At 58.8% G+C, this 20,399-nt stretch carries 14 protein-coding genes; 9 read left to right on the top strand and 5 right to left on the bottom strand.

What is annotated here, in order from left to right; all coding sequences use genetic code 11:
* Positions 1–148 precede the first annotated feature (148 nt).
* Complete coding sequence (trhP, locus tag AO726_RS15465) at positions 149–1,465, top strand: prephenate-dependent tRNA uridine(34) hydroxylase TrhP (RefSeq protein ID WP_058068998.1); 1,317 nt, start codon at positions 149–151, stop codon at positions 1,463–1,465.
* Between the two features lie 3 nt (positions 1,466–1,468).
* Here trhP and AO726_RS15460 read toward each other — a convergent pair whose 3' ends face one another.
* Together AO726_RS15460 and AO726_RS15455 are read right to left on the bottom strand one after the other, a co-directional pair.
* The gene (locus AO726_RS15460) at positions 1,469–2,176 is read right to left on the bottom strand and encodes a 3'-5' exonuclease (RefSeq protein WP_058068997.1); all 708 of its coding nucleotides are present in this window, start codon (positions 2,174–2,176) and stop codon (positions 1,469–1,471) included.
* Positions 2,173–4,104, bottom strand: a complete 1,932-nt coding sequence (locus tag AO726_RS15455) for a putative nucleotidyltransferase substrate binding domain-containing protein (protein ID WP_058068996.1) — start codon at positions 4,102–4,104, stop codon at positions 2,173–2,175. The genes AO726_RS15460 and AO726_RS15455 overlap by 4 nt, the downstream gene beginning before the upstream one ends.
* Positions 4,105–4,377: 273 nt before the next feature.
* On the opposite strand from AO726_RS15455, the gene pgaA reads away from it, so the two are divergent.
* The 4 genes from pgaA to pgaD are packed head-to-tail and all read left to right on the top strand — an operon-like array spanning position 4,378 to position 10,714.
* Complete coding sequence (gene pgaA, locus AO726_RS15450; RefSeq protein ID WP_446737429.1) at positions 4,378–6,852, top strand: poly-beta-1,6 N-acetyl-D-glucosamine export porin PgaA; 2,475 nt, start codon at positions 4,378–4,380, stop codon at positions 6,850–6,852.
* A 12-nt stretch (positions 6,853–6,864) separates the two neighbouring features.
* Entirely contained in the window at positions 6,865–8,865 is a 2,001-nt protein-coding gene (gene pgaB, locus AO726_RS15445) for a poly-beta-1,6-N-acetyl-D-glucosamine N-deacetylase PgaB (RefSeq protein ID WP_206542522.1), read from the top strand.
* Positions 8,862–10,196, top strand: a complete 1,335-nt coding sequence (gene pgaC, locus AO726_RS15440) for a poly-beta-1,6-N-acetyl-D-glucosamine synthase (protein ID WP_058068994.1) — start codon at positions 8,862–8,864, stop codon at positions 10,194–10,196. Before pgaB ends, pgaC begins: the two co-directional genes overlap by 4 nt.
* Positions 10,197–10,198: 2 nt before the next feature.
* On the top strand, positions 10,199–10,714 hold the full coding sequence (pgaD, locus tag AO726_RS15435; protein ID WP_058068993.1) for a poly-beta-1,6-N-acetyl-D-glucosamine biosynthesis protein PgaD: 516 nt from the start codon (positions 10,199–10,201) through the stop codon (positions 10,712–10,714).
* A gap of 60 nt (positions 10,715–10,774) precedes the next feature.
* Here the strand turns inward: pgaD and AO726_RS15430 are convergent, their stop codons facing one another.
* A complete protein-coding gene (locus tag AO726_RS15430; protein ID WP_058068992.1) occupies positions 10,775–12,952 on the bottom strand; it encodes a malate synthase G in 2,178 nt (725 codons plus the stop codon).
* 246 nt (positions 12,953–13,198) lie between these two features.
* Between AO726_RS15430 and AO726_RS15425 the strand changes: the two genes are divergently transcribed.
* Positions 13,199–13,717, top strand: coding sequence for a glycine cleavage system protein R (locus AO726_RS15425; RefSeq protein ID WP_058068991.1), 519 nt, complete (start codon positions 13,199–13,201; stop codon positions 13,715–13,717).
* Positions 13,718–15,426: 1,709 nt separating this feature from the next.
* On the opposite strand, the gene rarD is transcribed toward AO726_RS15425, so the two are convergent.
* Positions 15,427–16,326 (bottom strand): EamA family transporter RarD, encoded by a 900-nt coding sequence (rarD, locus tag AO726_RS15420; RefSeq protein WP_058068990.1) that lies wholly within the window; start codon positions 16,324–16,326, stop codon positions 15,427–15,429.
* A gap of 187 nt (positions 16,327–16,513) precedes the next feature.
* Here rarD and nirK point away from each other — a divergent pair, with 187 nt between their 5' ends.
* From nirK to AO726_RS15405, 3 genes are read left to right on the top strand one after another with little or no spacing between them, the layout of a single operon-like run.
* The gene (gene nirK, locus AO726_RS15415) at positions 16,514–17,590 is read left to right on the top strand and encodes a copper-containing nitrite reductase (protein ID WP_058068989.1); all 1,077 of its coding nucleotides are present in this window, start codon (positions 16,514–16,516) and stop codon (positions 17,588–17,590) included.
* A gap of 4 nt (positions 17,591–17,594) precedes the next feature.
* Positions 17,595–18,338: a formylglycine-generating enzyme family protein gene (locus tag AO726_RS15410; protein WP_058068988.1), complete on the top strand. Its 744-nt coding sequence runs from the start codon at positions 17,595–17,597 to the stop codon at positions 18,336–18,338.
* Positions 18,339–18,373: 35 nt separating this feature from the next.
* On the top strand, positions 18,374–19,378 hold the full coding sequence (locus AO726_RS15405) for an NAD-dependent epimerase/dehydratase family protein (RefSeq protein ID WP_342633126.1): 1,005 nt from the start codon (positions 18,374–18,376) through the stop codon (positions 19,376–19,378).
* Here AO726_RS15405 and AO726_RS15400 read toward each other — a convergent pair.
* Positions 19,375–20,352 (bottom strand): serine/threonine protein kinase, encoded by a 978-nt coding sequence (locus tag AO726_RS15400; RefSeq protein ID WP_058068987.1) that lies wholly within the window; start codon positions 20,350–20,352, stop codon positions 19,375–19,377. The two genes, AO726_RS15405 and AO726_RS15400, sit on opposite strands and share 4 nt — an antisense overlap.
* Positions 20,353–20,399: the final 47 nt, after the last annotated feature.

The raw sequence follows: 20,399 nt of genomic DNA, 5'->3' as shown, positions 1-20,399 counted from the left end.
GACGCATCTCGCTTCGCAATCAGGAGTTGGTACTAATTGGTACTAAAGTGATGGCCGGTCGTAGTTGGGCGATGTATAGACTCAGATCAATGCTTGCCTGTGCCTGCGTGGATAAACTGCCCGGCTTTTTTCGCTGAGTGTGTGATCCATGGCATCCCTTCCTCGTTACACCGAACTGTTATCTCCGGCAGGCACCCTCAAGAACATGCGCTACGCCTTCGCCTATGGCGCGGATGCGGTGTATGCCGGGCAGCCGCGATACAGCCTGCGGGTGCGTAATAACGAGTTTGATCACGACAACCTGCAACTGGGCATTAACGAAGCGCACGCTCAGGGCAAGCAGTTTTATGTGGTGGTCAACATCGCCCCGCATAACGCCAAGCTGAAGACCTTTTTGCGCGACCTTGAACCGGTGATTGCGATGCAGCCGGATGCGCTGATCATGTCTGATCCGGGCCTGATCATGATGGTTCGCGAGCATTATCCGCACATGCCAATCCACCTGTCTGTGCAGGCCAACGCGGTGAACTGGGCCAGCGTCAAATTCTGGCATCAGCAGGGACTGACCCGAGTGATTCTGTCCCGTGAGCTGTCGCTGGAAGAGATCGAAGAAATCCGCCATGAAGTACCGGAAATGGAGCTGGAAGTATTCGTCCACGGCGCCTTGTGCATGGCCTATTCCGGCCGCTGCCTGCTCTCCGGCTACATGAACAAGCGCGACCCGAACCAAGGCACCTGCACCAATGCCTGCCGCTGGCAGTACAAGACCGAAACCGCGCAGGAAAACGAGCTGGGCGATATCGTCAAAATCGTTGAGCCGACCCTTGGCGTTGGCGCGCCGACTGATCAGGTGTTCTTGCTTGAAGACGCCAGCCGCCCCGGCGAGCAGATGGCCGCCTACGAGGATGAACACGGCACCTACATCATGAACTCCAAAGACTTGCGCGCTGTGCAGCATGTGGAGCGTTTGGTGAACATGGGCGTGCATTCGCTGAAGATCGAAGGCCGCACCAAGTCCCACTATTACGTGGCGCGCACTGCGCAGGTGTACCGCAAGGCGATTGATGATGCGCTGGCCGGTCGACCGTTCGACAAGAGCCTGATGGATACCCTGGAGTCGCTGGCCCATCGCGGCTACACCGAAGGCTTCTTGCGCCGCCATGTGCATGACGAATACCAGAACTACCAGCACGGCAGCTCGGTGTCAGACCGTCAGCAGTTTGTGGGGGAGTTGACCGGCGAGCGCCGCGGCGATCTGGCCGAAGTACGGGTGAAGAACCGCTTTGCAGTCGGTGACGGCATTGAGCTGATGACGCCCAAAGGCAACCTGCGCTTCAAGCTGGAGCACTTGGAGAACCGCAAAGGCGAGTCGATGCCAGTCGCGCCGGGCGACGGCCACACGCTGTACTTGCCGGTGCCACAGGATGTGGAGTTGCCGTTCGGGCTCTTAATGCGGGATTTATAAGCCCTACATCGACAACGCCTGCTGCCGTCTGCGCCACTGGCTCAGGCGCTGTTCCAGCGCTTGCAGGCTATCGGCCTGTTGCCGCCGCGCTTTGCTAAACAGGATCAGCCCCAGCTCGGCGGTGGCCAGTGCATCGGCGCTGGCATGGTGGCGCTGCTGGACCTGCAGGCCAAAGTAGCGGGTCCAGTCATCCAGCCCGCCGTTGCGGATACCGGCCTGCGGGCAGAGCATCGGGGCCAATTCCGCCACATCGAAGAAGCTGTGTTGCAGGCGATAGTCCAGGCTTTGCTTGAGGGCGCGGGCCAGCATGCGTTGGTCAAATCCGGCATGAAACGCCAGCAGCGGGCTGTCGCCAAGAAACTCCATAAAGTCCAGCAGCCCTTGCGCGGGTTCCACGCCGCTGGCGATGGCGCTGGGCGCGATGCCGTGAATCAGGGTGCTGGCGCTGGGCTGATGATCCGGCCGTTGCAGGGTGCATTCAAAGGTCTGAGCCAGTTGAATCGCGCCCTGATCGATCACCACTGCACCGATCGACAAAACCTCGTCGCGTTTCATGTCCAGACCGCTGGTTTCCAGATCAACCACCACCAGGCGCTGCTGACTTAACGGCTGCCCACTCAATGGAGCAGGCGCGGGCAGTTGTGCACGCCGTTGCAATTGTTCGGCGCTCAGGCTTGGGCCGCGACGGCTAAACCAGTTGAAGCTGTTCATAGTTGATACCGCAGGGCGAGGCTGCTTTGCAGGCGCTGAGCCTGACGGAACGATTCGCGCAGAATGCGTTGATCGAGCACGTTAAGGTGCGCCGGGTCGATCCGGTTGGAATAAGGTTGCTGCGCACGGGCTTGGAGCTGGTGCTGCTGCATGCGGGTTTGCTGGATGAAATGATAGGCCTCTTCATAGGCCGCGCCGTCTTGCGCATCAATCACCTCCAGGCGGATCAGCTCGCGCAGGCGCTCCAGCGTGTTGCAGGCACTGATGCCGTGGCTTAGGGACAGCAAACGCGCCGCGTCTACAAATGGCGTCAGGCCCTGCACTTTGAGATCGAGTGTGTCCTTGTCAACGCCTCTGCGTGCGACGACGAAGTTACGCAGCATGCCCACCGGTGGTTTTTGGCGCAGGGCGTTTTCTGCCATGCGCCGCTGGAACAGGCTGTTATCCGCAATCTGTTGCAGCAGCTCACTGCGCACGTGCTCACAGCCTTGTGCATCGCCCCAGACAGCACGCAAATCAAAGTAAATGGTGGAGGCCAGCAGGCTGTCCGGCGAGGATTCGTGGATAAACTGGCTGAAGCGTCGCGACCATTCGTGGCGTGACAGACACAGCTCGGCATTACCCGCCATGATTCCGCCTTTGCACAGACTAAAGCCGCACAGTGCCAGGCGCTGGTTGATCTCTTGAGCGAGTGGCAGCAGCTTGCCGCGAATGGCTGCGGCCTCCACTGCGTCGGCGGCTTCAAAGAGAATGCCGTTGTCCTGATCGGTGTGCAGGGTTTGCTCGCTGCGGCCTTCACTGCCAAAGCACAGCCAGGTAAAGGCAATACCGGGGTCGCCCAAGTCTTCCAGGGTCAGTTCGATCACGCGGCACACAGTGTGGTCGTTGAGTAGGGTGATCAGTTGAGTGATCTGGGTTGAGCTGGCTCCGTGGGCCAGCATGCTGTCGACCAGACGTTGCACGTCGCTGCGGATCGCTACCAGTGTTTCGATGCGTCCGGCATGGCGGATGCTGCGGGCCAGATGGACCAGATCGACCCGTTGCAGGCTGAACAGATCACGCTCGGAAATCACCCCGACCAGCTTGTCATCCGCAACCACACAGACGTGGGCGATATGCCGTTCGGTCATGGCCATGGCCGCATCAAAAGCACTGGCTTCTGGCGGCAGATGGAAAGGGGATTGGGTCATCAGTTGGCTGATTGGCTGATCCAGATTGCTGCCGTCGGCGACCACTTTGCGCAGGTCGCGCAGGGTGAAAATACCTTGGACACGCTCTTGGTTATCCACAATCACGATGCTGCCCACGTGCTGTTCGTGCATCAGCCGCACGGCTTCGCGGGTGCTCAATTGTGGGCCGCAACTGATTGGCTGGCGCACGGCCAACTGGCCGAGGCGGGTGTCCAGTGAGTATTGCGAACCGAGGGTTTCTACCGCACGCATCTGCACTTGCTGATTGACCTGATCAAGCAGGCTGCTGACCCCGCGTAAGGCGAAGTCGCGAAACGGTGCAGACAGGCTGAACAGGCGCACAAACGCCGGTTTGTTAAGCAGCAGGCAGAAGCTGTCTTCGGCGGCCAGGTGCTCAGTACGGGTGGCGCGCTCGCCGAGCAGGGCCGCTAGCGGGAAGCACTCGCCGGTGGTGATCTCGAAGGTGGTCTCGGTACCGCGTCGCGCTGAATGTGGGCGCTCACCGTGCACACGCCCCTGCTTGACGATATAGAAGTGCTCAACCGGGCCGTCTGCCGGTTTGATGATGGTCTCGCCCTCGGCATAGAAACGCAGCTGGCAGTTCTCCACGAGAAAAGCGAGTTGCGCCACATCCATCTGATTGAAGGGCGGGTACTTCTGCAGGAACTCCATGGTGCCGTGAATGTTTTGCTTCACGGCAGTCACGCCCGCCTGAGTGATTGCGTCCGTAAGCGTCATGGGCTTTCTCACGCCAGTTATGGCCAATAGCCTCATGTTTGTGCGGTTTATTGACCATTGGACGTAAGTCTATGAGCGGCACGATGCACAGGGTCAAAAAACTACTGAGTGGTTAAAACAATGCGCAGCTGCTTTTAATGGGACGAATGTATTTCGTCGGATTGTAGTCAATTTAATGTCGTTTGAGTGGCATCATTGCGCGAATGGTCAAATACATGTCGTTTAGTGACAGGCAGTGAAGGAAAACTGGGCTGCCGCACAAGGATGTAAAAAGTGCTCAGAAGTGATGTCGTCAGGCATGCAGGCTACCCCTGCGGCCGTGGCTCTGCTGTATTCAAATTGTCTGTTTTGTGTTCATCGCTGTTGTTTTGCCGCCTGGCTCTGGCGCAACCCGCGTACGATGCCTTGCTCGAGAAAGCGAGAAATGGCGACTACGCACCAGCGTTGAACTTCCTGCGTGAACACCGCGCAGAAGCCTCTCCGCGCTATCAGACCGACCACCTGCTAATCGCCGGCTGGGCCGGTGAAGATGCGGAAGTCACAGCGCTGTACGAGCAGATAAACCGCCCTGCGTTTCTGTCAGCTGATGCTCTGGCAACGGTTGCCCGTGCCTACCGTAATCAGCGGCTGTGGCAGCAGTCTCTGCACGTATCCGACGCAGGCGTGCAGCGCTTTCCTGAGCATGAAGGCTTGCAGCTGGGGCGCGTGATGACCTTGGCTGATGCAGGCAAGTTCTCCGCCGCCATTGCGCGGGGCCAACTGCTGGTCAACGAGGCACCGCAAAACCCTGACCGGCGTTTGGCGCTGGCTTACGCCTATGCCGCGTCCGGGCAGAATTATGCGGCCCATGCCGAGATAGACCGGGCTGTTGAGTTGGCTCCGCAGCGCGAAGATGTTTTGCGCGAGTACCTGTTCAGCCTGCAACGCTCAGGCATGCCTGAGCCAGCCCTGACTTTGGCCGTGCGTCATCCGGGGTTGCTGTCAGCGTCACAACTGCGGCAGTTGGAGGGTGATCTGCTGGCTGAACGGGTGCGATTGTCGGACCTTTCTACCCGTTCTGAGCATGAGCGCTATCAGGTGGCTGATGCTGCACTGACGCGGGCTGACGAGCTGATCGGCAGTTGGCGCGAGGAGCCCGATGCGCAGGCGGATGTGAACCGCGCACGGATTGATCGGATCGGCGCACTGCACACGTTGGTGCGCATGCCCGACGTTCTGGCTGAATACCACGCCCTGCAGGCCGAGCAGATCAGTCTGCCGCCTTATGCCAAACGCTGGGTGGCTTCCGCGGCGCTGTATATGCGTCAGCCGGAGCTGGCTGCGAGCCTGTATGAAGAAGTGGTGGCGTCTGAGAACGACAAACACCCGGACTGGCTGGAAGACAATCGCAGCCTGTTTTATGCGCGTGTGGAAAGTTGGCAACTGGAGCAGGCCCAGCAGCAAGCTGAAGACTTGGCTGTGCTGCAGCCGCCACGCTTATATCTGACGGGCAATCCAGAGCCTGAGCCCAATCCACGTTGGCTGGATGCGCAGGTGCTCAGAGCTGTAGCGTTCATGGAAAACAATGATCTGCCCCAAGCCGAACAGGTATTGGCTGATCTGGTCAGCCGCGCGCCCAACAACTCCAACCTTCGCACCACCCTGGCCAGCCTGTATCTGGCCCGTGGCTGGCCGCGTCGGGCTGAGGACCAGTTAAAAATCGCCGAGAGCACTAGCCCGCGTAACCCCGCACTGGAAGTGGAGCAGGGCATGGCTGGCCTTGAGCTTCAGGAGTGGCGTCAGGTCGATGCGCTGACTGCAGACGTGGTTGAGCGTTATCCGGAAACCCTGCCTGTGCAACGTCTGGAACGCCTGCATGACGTGCATCAGATGGCCGAGCTGCGGGTTTCCGGCTACAGAGGCCAGGGGGCGGGCAGTGCGGTGTCTGGCGGTGACAGCATGGGCATCGACACTGTCCTCTACAGTCCGCCAATCGCCAGTGACTGGCGGCTGTTTGCCGGTGCCGGTTACGCCAGCGGGGATTTTGATGAAGGTCGCGGCCGTGATCGTTGGCAGCGTGCGGGAGCCGAGTGGCGGGTGCGCAATCACACCGTCGAAGGTGAGGTGTCGCGGCATAACTATGGCGAAGGTGACAAAGTCGGCGCACGCCTCAGTGGCACCCACGACATTGACGATTACTGGCAGTACGGCTGGAGCGCCGACTACCTGTCCGCGCTAACCCCGCTGCGGGCACTCAACTCTGGGGTGACGTCCAACAGCGTGAGCGGCTTTGTGCGCTGGCGCGGGGATGAGCGGCGTGAATGGCAGCTGTCTTCTGCGGTGGCTGACTTCAGTGATGGCAACAATCGTTTCGGCTTGGTTCTGGATGGCTATCAGCGCTTCTACAGCCGCCCGACCTGGCAGGCGGACTGGGGCCTTGAACTGGCCTACAACCGTAACAGTCGTGATAACGACGTGCCCTATTTCAACCCCAAATCCGAGATCGTGATGATGCCGCGTTTGCGCCTCCAGCAGACCTTGTATCGGCGCTATCAGACAGCCTGGACACAGCAGTTGGAAGTCGGGGCCGGGGCCATCAATCAGCAAAATTACGGCACCGATCCGGTGGGGCTGATCAGCTATTCCCAGCGCCTGAGGATGGATGACCGCTTCGACGGCGGCTTGGGTATTTCGGCCCTGAGCCGTGCATATGACGGCGATCGTGAGCAGGAAATCCGCCTGCTGTTCGACCTCAACTACCGCTTCTGAGGACTCCAGATGATGACTGTTTACCGCAGTGCATTGCTCATCATGGCACTGTTGATTCTTAACGCATGCGCTGTTGAGGCACCGCCTTTCACGCCACCCGCGCAGCGTGTGGTGGAGCCCGGCGAGAATCCTTGGCCTAAAGGCAAGGTGCTGGTGCTGGGCTATCACGATGTTGAGGATGCCACTGCCGATCAGGCTTTTATGTCGGTGCGTACGGCCAACCTTGCCGAGCAATTCGCCTGGCTTAAAGCCAATGGATATCAGGCAGTCTCGGTGGATCAGATTCTGGCTGCGCGCAAAAACGGTCCGGCGTTGCCCGACAAAGCCGTATTACTGACTTTTGATGATGGCTACAGCAGTTTCTACGAGCGTGTGCTGCCACTGCTCAAGGCTTACCAATGGCCGGCGGTGCTTGCTCCGGTGGGCGTTTGGGTCGATACGCCGGCTGGGCAGAAAGTGGATTTCGGCGGCCTGCCGGTGGATCGCAAGCGTTTCCTGACGTGGCAACAGGTGAGTGAAATCTCCCGCAGCGGCCTGGTCGAAATCGCCGCGCACACCAACGCTCTGCACTACGGCGCGCTGGCTAATCCCCAGGGCAATCTGCAGCCTGCGGCGGTCACGCGCCTGTACGACGCGCAGCGTGGCGAGTACGAAAGCGAGGCCGACTACAGCACGCGCATTGAGCGCGATGTAAAGCAGATATCCGACAAGATCCAGGCGGCTACTGGCCGTAAGCCGCGGGTTTGGGTTTGGCCTTACGGTGCGGCCAGCGGCACTGCACTGCAGATTGTTGGCGAGCAGGGTTATGAGCTGGCGCTGACCCTGGAAGATGGGATGAGTACGCTGTCCAGCCTGCAGGACGGGCCGCGTCAGCTGATTAACGGTGATCCTGATATCGGCCGTTTTGCTGATCAGGTCACCGGGGTTGAGGCGTCGCCCTTGATGCGCATCGCCCACGTTGATCTGGATTATGTCTACGATCCGGACCCGCAGCAGATGGACGCCAATCTCGGCGAACTGGTGCAGCGTATTGCAGACATGCGCATCAGCACCGTTTTCCTTCAGGCATATGCCGATCCTGAAGGCGACGGCCTGGTCAAATCCCTGTATTTCCCCAACCGTCACCTGCCGATGCGCGCCGACCTGTTCAACCGGGTCGCCTGGCAGTTGCGTACCCGGGCCAAGGTGGAGGTGTTCGCCTGGATGCCGGTGCTCAGCTATGACCTTGATCCGTCTTTGCCACGGGTTCAAAGCTGGTCCGAAGATGGCCGTGTCGCGGTCAGCACAGAACAGTACAAACGCTTGTCACCGTTTGATCCGAAGGTGCGCCAGCAGATTGGTGAAATCTACGAAGACTTGGCGCGCCACACCAATTTCACCGGCGTGCTGTATCACGATGATGCGTTGCTGTCGGATTTCGAAGATGCCAGCCCGGCGGCACTGGCGGCTTACCGTAAGGCCGGTCTGCCCGGTGATATCGCCAGTCTGCGTGCTGATGAAGACACTCTGCAGCGCTGGACCCGTTACAAGAGCCGCTACCTGATCGACTTCACCCACGAGTTGACGGCGAAGGTCAAAGCCATTCGCGGGCCACAGATTAAGACAGCCCGCAACATGTACGCAGAACCGATCCTTAATCCGTACAGCGAAACCTGGTTCGCGCAGAACCTGGATGACTTCCTCGCGGCCTATGACTGGACAGCTCCGATGGCCATGCCGCTGATGGAAGGCATCAGCAAAGAAGACTCCAACGCTTGGCTGGATCGCCTGGTCAAGCGCATCGCCGAACGCCCTGACGCCTTGTCACGCACTGTGTTCGAACTGCAGGCGCGGGATTGGAGTACGCCGCAAGGCAAACCCATCGATACCGAACTGCTGGTGCAGTGGATGCATCGCCTGCAATGGAACGGCGTACGCAACTACGGCTACTACCCGGATGACTTCATCAATGACCAGCCCCGTTTGCAGGAGGTTCGCCCGGCGTTTTCCAATGCCTGGCATCCGTTGCCATGATTGATCGCATATATGCATTACTGATTCTGGCCGTGGTGTTGGGAGCGCCGTTTGGCGTTGCACTGACACTGACGGGGCAGGTCATGCTGGACTTCATCTTTCTCTACCCGCTGTTTATGTCGGCCCTGTGGATTTCCGGTGGTCTGTATTACTGGCTGCATTGGGAACGGCACTGGCCGTGGACTCAGGGCAGGGACTCGTCCCCGCCGAAGCTGCCGGGTGAGCCGCTGATTTCGATTCTGATCCCCTGCTTCAATGAGGGCGAGCACGCGGTGGAAACCATCAGCGCAGCGCTGGCCCAGCGTTATGCCAACATTGAGGTGATTGTGATCAATGACGGTTCCCGCGACAACACTGGCGAAGTGCTGGACCGCCTGGCTGAAGCGGAGCCGCGCCTGCGCGTGCTGCATCTGGCGCAGAACCAAGGTAAAGCCGTAGCCCTGCGTATGGGCGCGCTGGCAGCACGCAGCGAATATCTGGTGTGCATCGATGGCGATGCTCTGCTGGATCAGGATGCGGCGAGCTATCTGGTTGAGCCAATGCTGGCCAACCCGCGTGTTGGGGCGGTCACCGGGAATCCGCGGATCCGCACACGCTCAACCCTGATCGGACGGATTCAGGTCGGCGAGTTCTCTTCCATCATCGGTTTGATCAAGCGCACCCAACGCGTGTACGGCCGGGTGTTTACCGTATCCGGTGTGATCGCCGCCTTCCGCCGCAGCGCTCTGGACCGCATCGGTTACTGGAGCCCGGACATGATCACTGAAGACATTGATGTCAGCTGGAAGCTGCAGCTGGATCATTGGAGCATCTTCTACGAGCCCCGCGCGCTGTGCTGGATTCTCATGCCGGAGACCCTGCGCGGGCTGTGGAAGCAGCGTCTGCGCTGGGCGCAGGGCGGAGCAGAGGTGTTGCTGAAGAACATCCGTAGCATCTGGGAGTGGCGTTACCGCTATATGTGGCCGCTGCTTGCAGAGTTCAGCTTATCCGCCATATGGGCCTTCACCTTTGCCATTTCCATCGGGCTCTGGGCTCTCGGCTATGTGGTCGATCTGCCGGAAAACCTGAGAGTGGCGAGCATGGCTCCGCCAGCCTTTACCGGATTGGTGTTGGCCAGCGTGTGCCTGATGCAGTTTGCTGTCAGTTTGGTGATTGAGCGGCGCTACGAGAAAGACCTGCCGCGCTCACTGTTCTGGATCATCTGGTACCCGATGGCGTTCTGGTTGCTGACTTTGTTCACCACCTTGGTCAGCTTTCCCAAAGTCATGCTTAAAGCAAAACAACAACGGGCTCGCTGGGTGAGCCCTGATCGTGGGATTAAAAGGAATTAATCATGTCTCTCCTGATTAGGACGCAGCAGCACTGGCTGCCGCGCACCATAGATACGCTGCTTACTTTGATCGCCTGGGTTGGTTTCATCAGTCTGATCATCATCGGAGTCCGCGACCTGTACACCGGTACCTCGACCAGGACCTTCATGCAGTTGCTGTTTGAGGTCAGACCAACTCTGGACACCTTGATTGTGTATCTCATCTGCGGGCTGGTGATTGGCAGCATTTTGCTTATCTGGGCCAAATACAACGAAGTGCGGGCCGGTCGCTATGCGCGACGTAAGGAGACTGCTCAGGTTGATACGGTGGGGCTGGCGTCGAGCTTTCGGGTCTCTGCGGCAGTCATTGAGTTTCTGCGTAGCGAGCAGGTGTGGATTCTGCATAACCACGAGCATGGCGATCTGGCAGCCATTGAGGTGCCGGGATTCGGCATGAAAGTCCCTGCCAATGCTGACTACACCCGGGTGCAGCTGGCCTTTTCAAAAGGCCCGGGGCGCTTGCTGAATCTGTTTGCCTAAGCCTTTGTTGAATAAAAAAACCGCCCAGAGGGGCGGTTTTTTTATTGCAGTGCGTCAGTCTTAGCGAGCGTTTTTCGCTTTGAACTCACGACGGCGGCGGTGCAGAACCGGCTCGGTGTAGCCGTTTGGCTGCTTGGCACCTTCAATCACCAGCTCCAGAGCCGCCTGGAAGGCGATGTTGTTATCGAAGTCCGGAGCCAGCGGACGGTACAGCGGGTCATTGGCGTTCTGACGGTCAACCACCGGCGCCATGCGCTTGAGGCTAGCCACGATCTGTTCTTCGGTAGCGATGCCGTGGCGCAGCCAGTTAGCCAGCAGCTGGCTGGAGATACGCAGAGTCGCGCGGTCTTCCATCAGGCCGATGTCGTTGATGTCCGGCACTTTGGAGCAGCCTACGCCCTGGTCGATCCAGCGTACTACATAACCGAGGATGCCCTGAGCGTTGTTGTCCAGCTCGTTCTGGATTTCTTCGTCGCTCCAGTTGGTGTCCTTGGCCAGTGGGATGGTCAGGATGTCGTCCAGCGAAGCGCGCTCGCGCTTGGCCAGCTCAGCCTGACGGGCAGCCACGTCTACCTTGTGGTAGTGCAGGGCGTGCAGGGTGGCAGCAGTCGGCGACGGAACCCATGCAGTGTTGGCACCCGCCAGCGGGTGAGCGATTTTCTGCTCAACCATTGCAGCCATCAGGTCCGGCATGGCCCACATGCCTTTACCGATCTGAGCGCGACCTTGCAGGCCGGTGGCCAGACCGATATCCACGTTCCAGTTCTCGTAGGCACCAATCCACTTCTCAGCTTTCATGGCCGCCTTGCGCACAACCGGGCCGGCTTCCATGGAAGTGTGGATTTCGTCACCGGTACGGTCGAGGAAACCGGTGTTGATGAACACCACGCGCTCGCTGGCAGCCTTGATACAGGCTTTCAGGTTGACGGTGGTGCGGCGCTCTTCGTCCATGATCCCGACTTTCAGGGTGTTGCGGGTCAGGCCCAGGACGTCTTCAACGCGGCCGAAGATCTCGTTAGTGAACGCCACTTCTTCCGGACCGTGCATTTTCGGCTTCACGATGTAAACCGAGCCGGTACGGGTGTTTTTGCGGGTGGTGTTGCCATTGAGGTTGTGGATAGCAATCAGGCTGGTGAACAGTGCGTCCTGGATGCCTTCCGGAATTTCGTTGCCCTGTGCGTCGAGGATCGCCGGGTTGGTCATCAGGTGGCCGACGTTACGCACGAACAGCAGGCTGCGGCCGTGCAGGGTCAGCTCGCTGCCGTCTGCCTTGGTGTACACGCGGTCCGGGTTCATGGTGCGGGTGAAGGTGGTGCCGCCTTTGGACACTTCTTCAGCCAGGTCGCCCTTCATCAGGCCGAGCCAGTTTTTGTAGACCACGACTTTGTCTTCCGCATCGACAGCGGCAACCGAGTCTTCGCAGTCCATGATGGTGGTCAGCGCGGCTTCCATCAGCACGTCTTTTACGCCAGCGGCGTCAGTGCTGCCAACCGGGGTGCTGGCGTCGATCTGGATTTCGAAGTGCAGGCCGTTGTGCTTGAGCAGAACCGCTTTCGGTGCAGCCGCATCGCCCTGGAAGGCAATGAACTGAGCTGGGTTCTTCAGGCCGGTGCTGCTGCCGTTTTTCAGGCTGACTTGCAGTTGGCCGTTGGCAACCACATAGGCTGTGGAGTCAACGTGGGAGCCGGATTCCAGTGGCGCGGCTTCGTCGAGGAAGGCGCGGGCGAAGGCGATCACTTTGTCGCCACGGACTTTGTTGTAGCCCTTGCCTTTTTCCGCTCCATTTTCTTCGCTGATCACGTCGGTGCCGTACAGCGCATCGTACAGCGAGCCCCAGCGGGCGTTGGAGGCGTTCAGAGCGAAACGGGCGTTCATTACCGGCACCACCAGCTGTGGGCCTGCCATGAGGGCGATTTCTTCGTCGACGTTCTGAGTAGTAGCCTGGAAGTCAGCTGGCTCCGGCAGCAGGTAGCCGATTTCTTCCAGGAACGCTTTGTAGGCCACCGGATCATGGGCCTGACCGGCGCGGGCCTGGTGCCAGCTGTCGATTTGCGCCTGAAGCTGATCGCGTTTGGCCAACAGGGCGCGGTTTTTCGGAGCCAGGTCATTGATGACCGCTTCCGCACCTGCCCAGAACTTCTCGGCGCTCAGGCCGGTACCCGGAATAGCTTCGTTGTTAACGAAGTCGTACAGCTCTTTGGCAACCTGCAGGCTGCCTACTTGAACGCGCTCAGTCATCACTAGCCTCACTCTGCTCAGCTCTACTTTTTAGCCGCTTCGGACAGGAGAAAATAATTTTGTAGTCCGAGGCGCGGCATACTACATGAAGATCATCAGAAATGCAGCGGATGCGCGCTGTGCTGCGACTTTAGTCGGTCAGAAGGGCACTACATAACGCCAGTTTGAGCCATTGCGACGGCCTTAATTGGGCTTTTGTCGGGAGGCGGTCTAGCCTGTTTCTTACTCACTACGGAGGCGTCAAACATGGAGCATCTGATTCTGACACTGATTGCCCGGGACGAGCCGGGGCTGGTCGGCCGAGTCGCTCAGTGCATCAGCAGCCACGGCGGCAACTGGCTGGAAAGCCGAATGGCACGCATGGCCGGGCAATTTGCCGGGATTGTGCGCATCGCTGCGCCACCGAGCGCCCATGCCGATCTGGCGGCGGCGCTCAGGGCGTTGGAAGACACTGGCATCCGCGTCCATGTGGCTGATGCGGGCGGTGAACCGGTTGGCACCTGGCAGGCGATCCGGCTGGAACTGGTAGGTAATGACCGTCCCGGTATTGTCCGCGACATTACCCGGCTGCTCAGCGGGGTGGGTGTCAATCTGGAACGGTTCAACACCGAAGTCATCCCCGCGCCCATGAGCGGCGAGCTGCTGTTTCAGGCGCAAGCGCTGTTAGCTGTGCCACAAAGTCTGAGCCTTGAGGACTTGCAGAACCATCTGGAAGGCCTGGCAGACGAGCTGATGGTTGATCTGAAACTGCACGCTGAGGACTGACTGCACGGTTTATCCACCTCTGCTGTGGGTAACCGTGTGAGTGGTATGGGGAGTTGTCCGGCAAAGCCCCGCCGCATAAGGCTTTGCCGGGATTGATCAGTATTTGTTCAAACGCCTGCTGTTACACACAAACGGCGGGGATGGCTGTGTGGATAAGCCCTGAGCAGGTCGGGCGATGCCGCGTCACACAAGGCGTTGCGCGGCTTGTACGAAATTTAATCAGTTTTTCCCCACGTTTCCCGCTTGTTACGGTCTGTTGGCTATCGCTCTGTTTCTCTACAGCTCGCTTTGTCTTTATCCACCAGTCACGTGGATAAGTGTGTGGGCGATTTGGGGAGCTTGAGAGGCGGCCATAGTGCCTTGCGGGCTGTAGCCATGTGACTGTTTTTTGAACAGTATTTCCTGCTTGCACACAATTGCCGGGGATGGCCCTGTGGAAAAGCCGGGGGCAAGGCCTGCCAAGCCCCGCCATATCTGGTGTGCAGCTTCATGGTTAAAAAATAATCAGTTATTCCCGCTCCCGCACCGCTAGCCGGCATTGGCTTATGGTGAGGGGCTCGATCTGGCTGCAAGCACGATGGTGACTGGGTTATCCCAGTATCGCGTGGATAAGTCTGTGTGCGCTTTGGGGAGCCTGGCGGCTAAGCCACGGCTGATCAGGCTTTGACGGTAATGTTCAGAAAATGAACAGCCCGCACTGCTTGTACACAAACGGCGGGGATGCCTCTGTGGATAAACAGGGGGTATAGCGCGCAGGGCCTTTGTCTACGCGGCTTGTGGCTGGCTGATCATATTTTGATCAGCTACGTCGGCGAATTGGGCGCACCGCACTGAGGCGTCAGAATCAGTCGATATCAGTTACTGCATTTTAAGTCCAAGCCCGGATTTATCAGGCTTTGATAGTGGGTTATGCACCCAATGCGTGGATAACTCTGTGGGCGTATTGGGGAGCTTGCACGCCAAGCCTTGCCAGCCGGGGCCTGCAGAGAAGTGATTGAAAATTAACCAGGTGTTTTGCCTTGTTCACAATGCGCGTGGATGGCTTTGTGGATAAAACGGGGGCAACTGGCTGAGCGCCGCAGACGGTAAGGATTAGCGCAACTTGCCTAAAAAATGATCAATGCCGCGCAAAGCTATTCACACTGCGAGCGCAGCGTTGGTTGAGGCCTATTTTGCGCCGTTGAAATGGGCCACAAGCGCGACATTACTGGTCTCGCAGCGGTTTTATCCCCGTTGCGGGTGGATAAGTCTGTGCGCGGTTTGGGGAGTGGGGCGCAGAACGCTAGTGCCACGCGACTTTGCGCGGACTGCTCAAAGAATGAGCAGTGTTTTTGCATTACACACAATTGGCGGGGACTGCTTTGTGGATAAGGCGGGGGTAGTCGCCTGGAACCTGCACAATCAAAGGCGTGCAGAGGTTTGATCAAAATATGTACAGCTGCTCTGTCACTGGCCTGGCGCAGGCGTTGCTGTCTCTGTACCTGCCTGAGGCTATGGGTGGCAGAGTCCTTTATCCCCGCGTTGCGTGGATAACTCTGTGAGCGATTTGCGGAGCATTCAACCAAGCCCTAGTGCTGTCTGGGTTTGATTCGTGTGGTCAAAAAATAGCCAGTCATTTGGGCTTACACACAAACGCCGGGGACGGAGTTGTGGATAAACCGGGGGCAACAGGCTGTAGCCCTTATGCCCCGGCGTCTACAAGAAATTGATTATTTTTTGCTCAATGCGTTTTTACGCAGATTCAGCCATGCATCTACGCTGTAAACCACCAACCCTGCCCAGATAAATAGAAACGCCACTATCTTGCTGCCAGAGAAGGGTTCGCCGAAGAGGAAAACTGCCTGCAACAACACCAGCGTGGGTGCCAGGTATTGCAGGAAACCCAGCGTGGTGTAGGGCAGATGGCGTGCAGCTGCGTTGAAACACACCAGCGGAATCAGCGTAATCGGCCCCGCGGCCATCAGCCACAGTGCTTCCGAGCTGCTCCAGAACTCCGGTTGAGTGCTCTGTGCAGCGGGATGAAGCAGTAACCAGCCGATGGCCAATGGCAGCAGTAACCAGGTTTCCACAACCAACCCCGGTAGCGCGGCCACCGGTGCCTGTTTACGGATCAGCCCGTAAAAACCAAAGGTCAGAGCCAGAGCCAGTGAAACCCAAGGCAAGCTGCCGAACTGCCAGACCTGCTCCAGCACACCAATTGCAGCCAGTGCCACCGCCAGCCACTGCAAACGACGCAGACGTTCGCCGAGGATCAACATGCCCAGCAGCACATTGACCAGCGGGTTGATGTAGTAACCGAGGCTGGCCTCGAGCATGCGGTCGTTATTCACAGCCCACACATACACCAGCCAGTTGCTGGCGATCAGCACACCGCTCAGGGCCAGAATCGCAAAGCGTTTGGGGTTTGTGCACAGCTCACGCAGCCAGCCGGGATGCTTCCACACCAGCAGCATCAGCGCGCCAAACAGGGCTGACCAGAGTGCACGGTGAACAATGATCTCCAGCGCCGGAACGCTCTGGATCACTTTGAAATAAAGCGGGAACAAGCCCCAGATGATGTAGGCCGCAAGGCCCAGTACGTATCCGCGGCGCGGATTGACAGTGTTCATGAATGTCCTTGAGGAAAGGGAGCTGAAGCGTGATTCCAGATGATTGCTGTATTGCTGAGTGAACATTGTAGTGGCTGAGTCAAGTTGACACAGCAGACAGGATTTCAGGGCATTTGTTGTTCCAGGACAACAAAATCAGAGTGGAGCTGCCGTGCAATGTAGCCATACCTCAGCTAAGGAGAGCTACATGAAACATCTGTCCCCCCTCGCATTGGCCGTCACTCTGGTCTTCAGCAGTTATGCACAGGCTGACAGCACTGCAGGACTTGAGCGGGTAAAGGTTAATCTGGTCCCGCCACCTAACGTGCATGTGCATGATCAGGCTGTGACTGGTAAGCCTAAAGTCGTCCAGTTCCGCATGACCATTGAAGAGAAAAAGGTCGTCATCGACGGTAAAGGCACCACGCTGCAAGCCATGACCTTTGACGGCTCAATGCCGGGGCCGACCATGGTGGTGCACGAAGGTGACTACGTTGAGCTGACCTTAGTAAACCCAGCTAGCAACAGCATGCCGCACAATATCGACTTCCACGCGGCAACGGGAGCGCTAGGCGGCGCCAAGCTCACATTGGTCCAGCCTGGGCAGGAGGCGGTGCTGCGTTTTAAAGCAGATCGCAGCGGCACGTTTGTGTATCACTGCGCCCCGGAAGGCATGGTGGCTTGGCATGTGGTTGCCGGGATGAGCGGAACCCTGATGGTGCTGCCCCGTGACGGTTTGAAAGATCCGGCTGGAAACCCGCTGCGCTATGACCGTGCTTACACCATCGGCGAATTCGATCTGTATATCCCCAAAGATAAGGACGGCAAGTACAAGGACTACCCGAGCCTGATGGCCAGCTACCCGGACACCCGCGAAGCCATGCGCGGACTTATCCCCAGTCACGTGGTGTTCAACGGCAAGGTGGGAGCCCTGACCGGTGAGAACGCCATGACCGCCAAGGTCGGTGAAAGCGTCCTGTTTATTCACTCGCAAGCCAATCGCGATACCCGTCCGCACCTGATCGGCGGGCATGGCGACTGGGTTTGGGAAACCGGCAAATTCGCCAATCCGCCTGAGAAGGATCTGGAAACCTGGTTTATCCGTGGAGGTTCCGCCGGGGCCGCGCTGTACACCTTTAAACAGCCCGGCGTATATGCCTACGTTAATCACAACCTGATCGAAGCCATGGAACTGGGCGCAGCAGGGCATGTGAAAGTTGAGGGCGAGTGGAATGATGATCTGATGAAGCAGATCAAAGAGCCCGGGCCGATCACCAGCGAGTAACGCAGTGGTGAAAGGGTTATGCACAGGCCTGCTGGCTGCGTGTGTGCTGACTGCCTGCTCGTCACCGGAGCCACCTATCGAGGTGGCTCTGCAGGTGATTCCGGCAAGTATGGTGCGCTATCAATTGCCTGGTAATTCTGCGGTAGTTGAGGAACACGTCGCGGCGTTCTCCATCATGCAGCGCCAGGTCAGTCAGGCCGAATATGCCTTGTGTGTTGAGGATGCAGTCTGCGCGCCACTGGACAAGGGCAAGAGAGGCTATGCCGCTGATCTTCCCGCCACTGGCCTGAGCTGGCTGGATGCTCAGGCTTATGCCACTTGGCTGTCGCAACGCAGTGGGCAGACCTACCGCTTGCCCCATTACGCCGAGTGGCAGTTGGCTGCTGCTGAGGCCTATGTCCAGGATGCTGCCATTGTGGATAACCCTGATAACCCCGCTCAGCGCTGGCTGCAGGAGTACGAGCGTGAAGCGCGGCGCGGTCCGCCATCCCAGACTCTGCAGGAGTTTGCTGAGCAGACGCGTAACAGCCTGGGCTTGCTGAATGTCGGTGGTAATGTCTGGGAGTGGACCCAGACCTGCTTCGGCCCGCCGGGCCTGATGGCTGCCAATGGCGTTTGCGGCATTCGCATTGCGGCGGGCAGACATCCCAGTGCCTTATCAGACTTTATCCGCGACCCAATTGCCGGTGCTTGTTCAGTCGGCACGCCGCCTGCGCATCTGGGCTTGCGTCTGGTGCTGGAAAATTAAACCTGCTGTTGACCGCGGCGCGGCGATCAGGCGTTATGCGCGGCACACATCCTGCTGGGCCTTGGCGGGACGGTTTGAATCTGATCGAGTCATTCTGGATGAAGGTATTGGTGACCGGTGCCTCCGGCCTTGTCGGGCGCGCCCTTGTTGAACATCTGCTGGCTACACAAACGAGCCAGGTTGTGGCTGCGTTGCGCACAGCCGACAGCGGCTGGTCCGTGCCGCAGCGGGCAATGGGCAACTTGGCTGCTGGCGAAGTCCCTGCCGGTCTGCTGGATGGAATTGACGTGGTTGTGCACTTAGCAGCGCGGGTGCATGTGATGAATGAAACCGCCAGCGATCCGCTGCAAGCCTTCCGCGCGGTCAATGTGCAGGGCACGCAGGCCCTGTTGCAGGCCGCTGCCAAGGCTGGCGTACGCCGTTTTGTGTTTGTCAGCTCAATCAAGGTCAACGGCGAAAGTACCGGCGCTCAGCCCTTCAGCGAGAGCGATCCAGCCAATCCGCAGGACCCTTACGGTCAGTCCAAATGGGAGGCCGAACAGCTGGTGCGTGCTTTCTGTGAAGAACACGGCATGGAATGGGTGATTGTGCGTCCGCCGCTGGTGTACGGCGCGGGCGTGCAGGCTAACTTTTTGCGCTTGCTGCAAGCACTGGCGCGCAACCGACCGCTGCCCTTGGGCGCGCTGCATAACCGCCGCAGCTTAGTGGCGCTGGATAATCTGGTGGATTTTCTGCGCTTGTGCACTACGCATCCGGCAGCGGCCAACGAGCTATTTCTAATCAGCGACGGTAACGACCTGAGTGTCGCTGAACTGGCACGGCACATGCGCTCGGCACTCCAGTCGCGCTCATGGCTTGTACCCGTCCCAGCAGGGCTGCTGAGCACCGGTCTGCGCCTGCTGGGCGCTTCCGGCGCAGCCCAACGCCTGTGTGGTGAATTACGGGTCGACAGCCGCAAAGCGCAAGTCCAGCTGCAGTGGCAGCCCCCGGCCTCGGTGGACGAGGTTATCCACAAGGCCGTTGCGGCGATGCAGCGTTAGCTGAACAAGCGCAACGGTTCCTCATCCAGCGCGGCGATCTGTTCGCGCAGGGTCAGAATCTGCTCACCCCAATAACGCTCCGTGCCGAACCAGGGGAAGCTCATGGGGAAGGCCGGATCATCCCAGCGCCGTGCTAGCCAGGCGCTGTAGTGTATCAGGCGCAGGGCGCGGAAGCCTTCGATCAGCACCAGCTCGCGCGGGTTGAAGTCGTGAAACTCCTGATAGCCTTCGACCAGCTCGGCCAACTGACTGAGACGCTCGTGGCGCTCGCCTGCAAGCATCATCCATAAGTCCTGGATGGCCGGGCCCATACGGCAGTCATCCAGATCGACGATGTGGAAGCTATCGTCCCGGCACAACAGGTTGCCGGGGTGGCAATCGCCGTGCAGACGGATCGACTGATACGGATTGGCCGCGAACAGCTGGTCCAGACGCTTGAGCAGGTCGCGGGCGACGGACTCGTAAGCCGGCAGCAGACTCTGCGGAATAAAGTTGCCGTTCAGCAAGGTTGCCAGTGATTCATGGCCGAAGTTGCTCACCTGCAAATGTTCACGATGGGCAAACGGTCTCAGTGAGCCTACCCCATGCAAGCGGCCAAGCAGCTGACCGAGACGGTAAAGCTGATCCATATTGCCCGGCTCTGGCGCACGGCCGCCGCGACGGGGAAACAGGGCAAAACGGAAGTCGGCGTAGCTGAACAGGGTTTCACCTTCGAGGCTGAGCGGTGCAACCACCGGCACCTCGCATTCGGCCAGCTCTTGGCTGAAGGCGTGTTCTTCGCTGATCGCCGCATCAGTCCAGCGCTTGGGGCGATAGAACTTGGCAATTAGCGGCTGTTCGCCTTCGATGCCCACCTGATAGACGCGGTTCTCGTAACTATTCAGAGCCAGTACGCGGGCGTCGCTGAGGAAGCCGAGGCTCTCCACGGCATCCAGCACCAGATCAGGCGTGAGTGCAGCAAAGGGATGGGACATGATCGGCTCCAGAATATTGGGCCGAGCAGTTTAACCCCAACCTCTAC

The sequence above is a fragment of the Pseudomonas sp. TTU2014-080ASC genome (genome assembly GCF_001446935.1).
In the GTDB taxonomy this organism is placed as follows: domain Bacteria; phylum Pseudomonadota; class Gammaproteobacteria; order Pseudomonadales; family Pseudomonadaceae; genus Aquipseudomonas.
Note: the sequence above shows the minus strand (reverse complement) of the source record. Positions and strands in the feature narration are given on the sequence as shown.